The organism is Microbispora rosea, assembly GCF_044460045.1.
In the GTDB taxonomy this organism is placed as follows: domain Bacteria; phylum Actinomycetota; class Actinomycetes; order Streptosporangiales; family Streptosporangiaceae; genus Microbispora; species Microbispora rosea.
This window is the reverse complement of sequence record NZ_JBITJO010000015.1, coordinates 164741-171789: the sequence shown is the minus strand read 5'-3', so window position 1 is coordinate 171789 and position 7049 is coordinate 164741. Positions and strand designations below refer to the sequence as shown.

7 protein-coding genes are annotated in these 7049 nt (G+C 68.3%); 1 reads left to right on the top strand and 6 read right to left on the bottom strand.

Annotated elements, in window-relative coordinates; translation table 11 throughout:
• The 6 genes from rpoB to ACIBK1_RS38155 all read right to left on the bottom strand — a co-directional run.
• The coding region (gene rpoB / locus ACIBK1_RS38180; RefSeq protein ID WP_396740506.1) for a DNA-directed RNA polymerase subunit beta at positions 1–1913 on the bottom strand (1913 nt) is incomplete at its 3' end.
• A gap of 420 nt (positions 1914–2333) precedes the next feature.
• On the bottom strand, positions 2334–2840 hold the full coding sequence (locus tag ACIBK1_RS38175) for a hypothetical protein (protein ID WP_396740504.1): 507 nt from the start codon (positions 2838–2840) through the stop codon (positions 2334–2336).
• Entirely contained in the window at positions 2837–3325 is a 489-nt protein-coding gene (locus tag ACIBK1_RS38170; RefSeq protein ID WP_051762156.1) for a hypothetical protein, read from the bottom strand. The genes ACIBK1_RS38175 and ACIBK1_RS38170 overlap by 4 nt, the downstream gene beginning before the upstream one ends.
• A gap of 233 nt (positions 3326–3558) precedes the next feature.
• Positions 3559–3954, bottom strand: a complete 396-nt coding sequence (gene rplL / locus ACIBK1_RS38165; protein ID WP_030510276.1) for a 50S ribosomal protein L7/L12 — start codon at positions 3952–3954, stop codon at positions 3559–3561.
• A 78-nt stretch (positions 3955–4032) separates the two neighbouring features.
• Complete coding sequence (rplJ, locus tag ACIBK1_RS38160) at positions 4033–4557, bottom strand: 50S ribosomal protein L10 (protein WP_030510277.1); 525 nt, start codon at positions 4555–4557, stop codon at positions 4033–4035.
• A 223-nt stretch (positions 4558–4780) separates the two neighbouring features.
• Complete coding sequence (locus ACIBK1_RS38155) at positions 4781–5638, bottom strand: LolA-like protein (RefSeq protein ID WP_357319369.1); 858 nt, start codon at positions 5636–5638, stop codon at positions 4781–4783.
• Positions 5639–5827: 189 nt separating this feature from the next.
• Here ACIBK1_RS38155 and ACIBK1_RS38150 point away from each other — a divergent pair, with 189 nt between their 5' ends.
• The gene (locus ACIBK1_RS38150; RefSeq protein WP_396740502.1) at positions 5828–7045 is read left to right on the top strand and encodes an amidohydrolase family protein; all 1218 of its coding nucleotides are present in this window, start codon (positions 5828–5830) and stop codon (positions 7043–7045) included.
• Positions 7046–7049 lie beyond the last annotated feature (4 nt).

Below are 7049 nucleotides of genomic sequence, written 5' to 3'. Positions count from 1 at the left end.
GTGACGTAGTCGGCGGACACCTCCTCCACCACACCGGCCTTCTCGGCCGTGATGACGTCACCGGCGTCGGTCGCGGCGCGATACTCCATGCCGGTCCCGACCAGCGGAGCCTCGCTCTTGAGCAGCGGCACCGACTGACGCTGCATGTTCGACCCCATGAGCGCCCGGTTGGCGTCGTCATGCTCGAGGAACGGAATCATCGCCGTCGCCACCGACACCATCTGACGCGGCGAGACGTCCATGTAGTCGACCTCGGACGGGTGGACGGCCTCGAACTCGCCGCCCTTACGACGGGCGAGCACGCGGGTCTCGGCGAAGGTGCCGTCGGCGTTCAGGCCCGTGTTGGCCTGCGCCACGACGTGCCGGTCCTCCTCGTCCGCGGTGAGGTAGTCGATCTCGTCGGTGACCCGGCCGTCGACGACCTTCCGGTAGGGCGTCTCGACGAAGCCGAACGAGTTGACCCGCCCATAGGAGGACAGCGAGCCGATCAGACCGATGTTCGGGCCTTCCGGCGTCTCGATCGGGCACATGCGGCCGTAGTGCGAGGGGTGCACGTCGCGGACCTCGAAGCCGGCCCGCTCACGCGACAGACCGCCCGGGCCCAGCGCGGACAGACGCCGCTTGTGCGTCAGGCCGGCCAGCGGGTTCGTCTGGTCCATGAACTGCGACAGCTGCGAGGTGCCGAAGAACTCCTTGATCGACGCCACGACCGGGCGGATGTTGATCAGGGTCTGCGGCGTGATCGCCTCGACGTCCTGCGTGGTCATGCGCTCGCGGACGACGCGCTCCATGCGGGCCAGGCCCAGCCGGACCTGGTTCTGGATGAGCTCGCCGACGCTGCGCAGACGGCGGTTGCCGAAGTGGTCGATGTCGTCGGTCTCGACGACCACCGAGCCCTCCGGGCCCATCGCCTCCTCACCCGCGTGCAGCCGGACGAGGTATTCGATGGTGGAGACGATGTCCTCGTCGGTCAGCGTGCCCTGGGTGATGTCGGCCTGGACGCCCAGCTTCTTGTTGATCTTGTAACGGCCGACCTTCGCGAGGTCGTAGCGCTTCGGGTTGAAGTACAGGTTCTCCAGCAGCGCCTGCGCCGACTCCTTGGTCGGCGGCTCGCCCGGACGCAGCTTGCGGTAGATGTCGAGCAGCGCGTCGTCCTGGCCGGAGGTGTGGTCCTTCTCCAGGGTCGCCCGCATCGACTCGTACTGACCGAAACGCTCCAGAATCTGGTCGCTGGTCCAGCCCAGCGCCTTCAGCAGCACCGTGACCGGCTGCTTGCGCTTGCGGTCGATGCGCACGCCGACGCTGTCACGCTTGTCGATCTCGAACTCGAGCCACGCGCCGCGCGACGGGATCACCCGGCAGCCGAACAGGTCCTTGTCGGACGTCTTGTCGACCGAGCGGTCGAAGTAGACACCCGGGGAACGGACGAGCTGGGAGACCACGACACGCTCGGTGCCGTTGATGATGAACGTGCCCTTCGACGTCATGAGCGGGAAGTCGCCCATGAACACCGTCTGGCTCTTGATCTCACCTGTGGTGTTATTGATGAACTCCGCCGTGACGAACATCGGGGCGGAGTAGGTCATGTCCTTGTCTTTGCACTCATCGACTGAGTACTTGGGCGGCTCGAACCTGTGGTCCCGGAACGACAGAGACATGGTTCCGGAGAAGTCCTCGATGGGACTGATCTCCTCGAAGATCTCTTCGAGACCTGACTGGGCCGGGACGTCCTTGCGCCCGGCCTGGCGAGCCGCCTCAACCCGGCCCTTCCATTTCTCGTTTCCGAGCAGCCAATCAAAGGACTCGGTCTGCAGGGCGAGAAGGTCGGGTACTTCGAGCGGCTCCTCGATTCGTGCGAACGACACGGTTCGGGGACCGGCGGGTACGGCGGAGGCGTTGCGCGAGGCTGCCAACAGATGTCCTTCCGAGGGCTCGCGGACTGACTACACGCACGCCAGACGACCAGGACTAAGAGTTACTCAGAGAGACGGTCGTCAAAGGGCAGCGCAAAGGGGCAGTGTAGCCGATCGGCATACACCTGTCCACTCCGCTATCGCTCTGCGCTCCACGTTGGTGGCAGCATCACCCGTCAGCGCCGAAACGTCAAGCCCGGGAGCCGACATTTCGCCTAACCGACAGGGGTCACGCTGGGTTTTTCTGCCCTCGCGACTGAGCGAGCGCCGGGGATCCAGTCCCTACCCGGGACCGGAGACGGGTAACGCTCAGTCACGCGAACGACCCAACGCTGACCGTCGGTCGACGCCACCGTGCCTTGGATACCCAGCCACTGGCACGGCTTAAACGTCTTCTTTACTAACAATTTAGCCACGGGCTCAGGGAACGGGCGTGTCCCCCAGGAGCGTGGACAGCCGGGAGGCCCGCCAGCCGTCGCCCTGCGTCACCATGACCAGGCGTGCTCTCCCCTGGCTGACCTGCTGCTTCGGCTCGTCCTGACCCGGGCCCGACCGCGTCGTGACCATGCTCACGAACAGCAGCACCCGGACCTCTTCCGGCGTCGCCGACTCCACGCCGGCGGCGGCCACGACCGCGTGCTGCACGGTCCGCCGCTCGCGCGCCTGCGGTCCCAGCGTCGCCGCGAGCGTCCGGTAGTGCTCCGCCAGTTGCCCGGTGGCGTGCGCTCCCGCCCTCTGCATGTCCCGGTCGATCGTACGGTAGTCGTACGACAACATGTCGGGGGCGTAGGACCGGGCGGCGGAGAGGGCCTCTCCGGAGGCTCTCTCGGTGGCCTGGAGGCGGCGCAGATCGAGCAGCAGCCACACTGCCGCGACGGCCAGCCCGGCCGCCACGAGGGCCGTCAGCGCCCGCAGCAGGCGCCTCACTGCACCAGCTCCGCCCGCGAGACCAGCCACAGGCCCGAGGCCTTCGTGACGTCCATGCGCCAGCGGAAGAAGCGCTCCTCCGGAGGGGCCTTCCTGCCGTCCTCCCAGTGGATCACCGCGTCGCCGACGATCAGCACCTGTGCCGTGCGCCGGTCGCCGCCGAGGGAGGCGAGCGCGGAGGCCCGCAGGACGCCCGTCTGCACGGCCTTGTTCTTCAGCGTGGCGGCCCTGAGGGCCGCCTGCCCGGCGGCGTACTGCGCCCGCTCCGGGCCCGTGGAGGTCGCCAGCGCGCGTTTGATGTCGTCGTCGATGCGGCGGTGGTCGATCGACATGAGGCTCACGGCGTGCGCCGCGGCGGCCCGTACGGCCATCTCGCGGTCCTCGGCCGCCGCGAGGGCCTCCGTACGGGCCTGGGCGAGGTACCGGACCGCCAGGGCAGACGCGACCACGAGGAGCACGAGCCCGACGGTCAGCGCGCGCCGCATCCCCGCACCTCCTGAGCACCCGGTCGTCGTCTCGGCCCGTTCACGTCGCGCGGAGGTCGTGTCCGGCGAACCATGTCCCGTGTCGGACACTCCCTATCCCGCACGATAGATCAACGGGCCTGCCCTGCCCATAGAGTCTGGATTCCGTACGGCGTCCGGGCATGCGAAAGGGGCGGTCCCATCCGGCACCTGGATGGACCCGCCCCTTCGGTGAAGCGTGTTGCGAGACCGTCTTACTTGACGGTGACCGTGGCGCCGGCGCCCTCCAGGGCGGCCTTCGCCTTCTCGGCCTGCTCCTTGTTGACCTTGCCGTCGAAGACCGGCTTCGGAGCGCCGTCCACGAGGTCCTTGGCCTCCTTGAGGCCCAGGCTCGTCAGGGCGCGGATCTCCTTGATGACCTGGATCTTCTTGTCGCCGGCGGCCTCGAGGATGACGTCGAACTCGTCCTGCTCCTCGGCCTCCTCGGCGGCACCACCGGCGCCACCGGCGGCCGGGGCGGCGGCGACGGCGACCGGAGCGGCGGCCTTGACGTCGAAGGTCTCCTCGAAGACCTTCACGAACTCGGACAGCTCAAGAAGGGTCATCTCCTTGAAGGTGTCGAGCAGCTCGTCGGTGCTGAGCTTCGCCATGATGTGTTCCTCCAGTGGATCTAGCAAAAAACGTGTAAAGGGACCGCGGTGCGCGCTTCCCCCGTCCGCTGCGCGGACCTACTCGCCGGCCTCTTCGCGCTTGGCGCGCAGAGCCTCGGCCAGTCGAGCCATCGTGGTGGGCAGCGCGGCGAAGGTGGCGGCAGCCTGGGACTGCTTGGCCTTCAGCGCGCCGGCCAGCTTCGCGAGGAGCACCTCGCGGGACTCAAGGTCGGCAAGCTTCGTGATCTCGTCGGGGGTCATCGACTTGCCGTCGACGACACCGCCCTTGATCACCAGGAGGGGGTTGGCCTTGGCGAAGTCACGCAGACCCTTGGCCGCCTCCACGACGTCACCCTTGACGAACGCGATGGCGGTCGGGCCCTGGAACAGGTCGTCCAGGGAGGTGATCCCGGCGTTGTTGGCCGCGATCTTAGTAAGCGTGTTCTTCGCCACGGCGAACTTCGCATTCCCACCGAGAGAGACGCGCAGCTGCTTGAGCTGAGCGACGGTGAGACCGCGGTATTCGGTCAGAACGGCGGCGCTGGATCCCTCGAACTCACTCTTGAGCTCGGCGATCGCGACGCTCTTCTCCGCCTTCGCCATGGGCCTCCTTCCAGATGTGCCGCCGGCGAAGGCCCTCAGAAAACAGACAAGCCCCGGCGCAGGCGCACGGGGCTTGGATGGACGTCGAACGTCCTCAAGCGTCTCCACACCTACGCGGGCCGTCCACTCACGTGGATCCTTCGGTCACCGGGCTGTGGGCCTGGTGACGACCGGCGGTCTTCGGCAGGAGACAGACTACGTTGTCAACCGGCAGGACGCCAAATCAGCTTCCGGTGCCGGAGGGCTGCTGCGCGGCGTGCGGCAGCGTCTGCGGCAGCTCACCGACCTGGTCGGCGGCCGGCGCCTCGATCGAGACCGGCTCGTTGAACGACTTGAACATCGCCGTGGCCTTGAACGCGCCGGCGTCCGGCTTGCCGCCGTTCAACTCGACCTTGCGCGGCAGGCCCTGGGCGTCGATCCAGGCGTCGAACTTCACGTCCTTGGCGTTCGCGAGCTCGCCCTGCATCCGGCCGCGCTGGTCCTCGGGAAGCTGCTTGACCGCCTCGGCCACCGGGAACGAGCCCGAGTAGTGGGTCGTGTCCACCCCGCCGACCTGCTCGCTGCCCACCGACTTGACGTCCTTGGACGCCGTGAGCATGGCCACGCTCGTCTTCAGGTCGAACTGCTGGGCCTGGGCGAGGTACTGGTCGATGTTCACGCCGGCCTGCGAGCCGAGCTGCTTCAGGTCGAGCCTGATCCACGGCTTGGTGGCGCCCACCAGGGTCCTGAGCATGTCGAGCTTCACGTACGCCACGTCGCCCTGAAGGATCGCCCGCACTCCGCCGGGCACGTTCTGCCCGTTGAACGCCACCTGGCTGAGGTTGATGTCAGAGGCGATCTGTGGGGTCTTCTGGAAGAGCATGGTCCCCTGAATGACCCCACCCTGACCGCCCTTGGCGTCGGTGACGTTCACCACGAGGTCCGCGGCATAGGTGTTGACGTCGCCGGCCTTCTGCGCGGTCTGCTGGATGGCCTCGGCTGCCGAGAGCTGTGCGTTCTGGAGAGACGGAGTCGCGGTCGTCCCGCATCCCGCGACCGTGATCGCGGCCACCGCACCGGCGGCCACCAGTAGTCGTCGCATTGTTTCCATCCCTTCGGTGTCCCCCTTTACCTGCCCTTGACCCTATGCGCCTAACGCCGACAGCGCGTCGCTACCGGGCAGACCCCCATGAGATGTGCACAAAACCTCCACATCGCTCTCGTTTGCTTCCTGATAGTTAGCCTCCGTACTATCTGACATGAAACAAAATGCGGACGGCGAAGGAGAGCCATGCGTACGCTGATCAAGGACGTGCGGGTATTCGACGGGGAGCGTGCCATTCCCCGGGCAGACGTGCTCATCGAGAACGACCGGATCACGGAGTGGGACGGAGGGCGGACCGACGCCGAGATCGACGGCTCGGGCGGGACACTGCTCCCCGGACTGCTCGACGCCCACACGCACGTCTCCGACGGCATGCTCGCCCAAGCGTTGGCCTTCGGGGTTACCACCGAGCTCGACATGTTCTGTCTGCCGTCCAACCTGGCCAGACAGCGGCGGCTCGCGGCGGACCGCGACGACGTGGCCGACCTGCGCAGTTCGGGAGTGCTCGCGACCGCGCCGGGAGGGCACCCCAGCCAGATCATGGCGGCCGAGACCGCCGGGCTGGAGCACGTGGGCGATGCCGTGGGCCCCTTCGACACGATCGCGGACGCGGGCGAGGCCGAGGCGTTCGTCGAAGCGCGGCTGGCCGAGGGCGCCGACTACCTGAAGATCGTGATTGACGACGGCTCCACCGCCGGACTGGACCTGCCCGTGCTGTCCCCCGGCGTCGTGGCCGCCCTGGTCGAGGCCGGGCACGCGGCGGGGCTCATGGCCGTCGCGCACATCGCCACCGCCCGGGAAGCGGCCATCGCCCTCGACGCGGGCGTCGACGCGCTCACCCACGTCTTCCACGACCTCGGGCCCGAGGATCCGTACGTGGCCGAACTGGCCGCGCGCATCGCGAGGCAGGGCGTCTTCGTGGTCAGCACGCTCAGCTACATCGAAGTGATCACGGGAGGCGAGGGCGGCGCCGAGGTCCTCCAGGACGAGCGCATCGTGTCACGCCTCCCGGAGGGGACGGCCGGGACCGCCCGCAGGGACCCCGGGGCGGTCCCGGTGCACCCGCGGGGCCTCGTCAACGCCTTCGGCGCGACCCGGGCTCTGCACACCGCGGGCGCGGCCGTGGTGGCGGGCACCGACGCCAACTTCCTCGCTCCGCCGCACGGCGTGAGCATGCACCGCGAACTGGCGCTGCTCACCGAGGCGGGCCTCACCTGCGAGGAGGCGCTCGCCGCGGCCACCGCCGTCCCCGCACGGCTGTTCGCGTTGCACGATCGGGGCCGGATCGCGCCGGGCCTGCGCGCGGACCTGCTGCTGGTGGACGGCGACCCGACTCGCGACATCACCGCAACGCGCGCCCTTCGCGAGGTCTGGCGCCGCGGCGTGCGGCAGAGCCGGGCCTGACCAC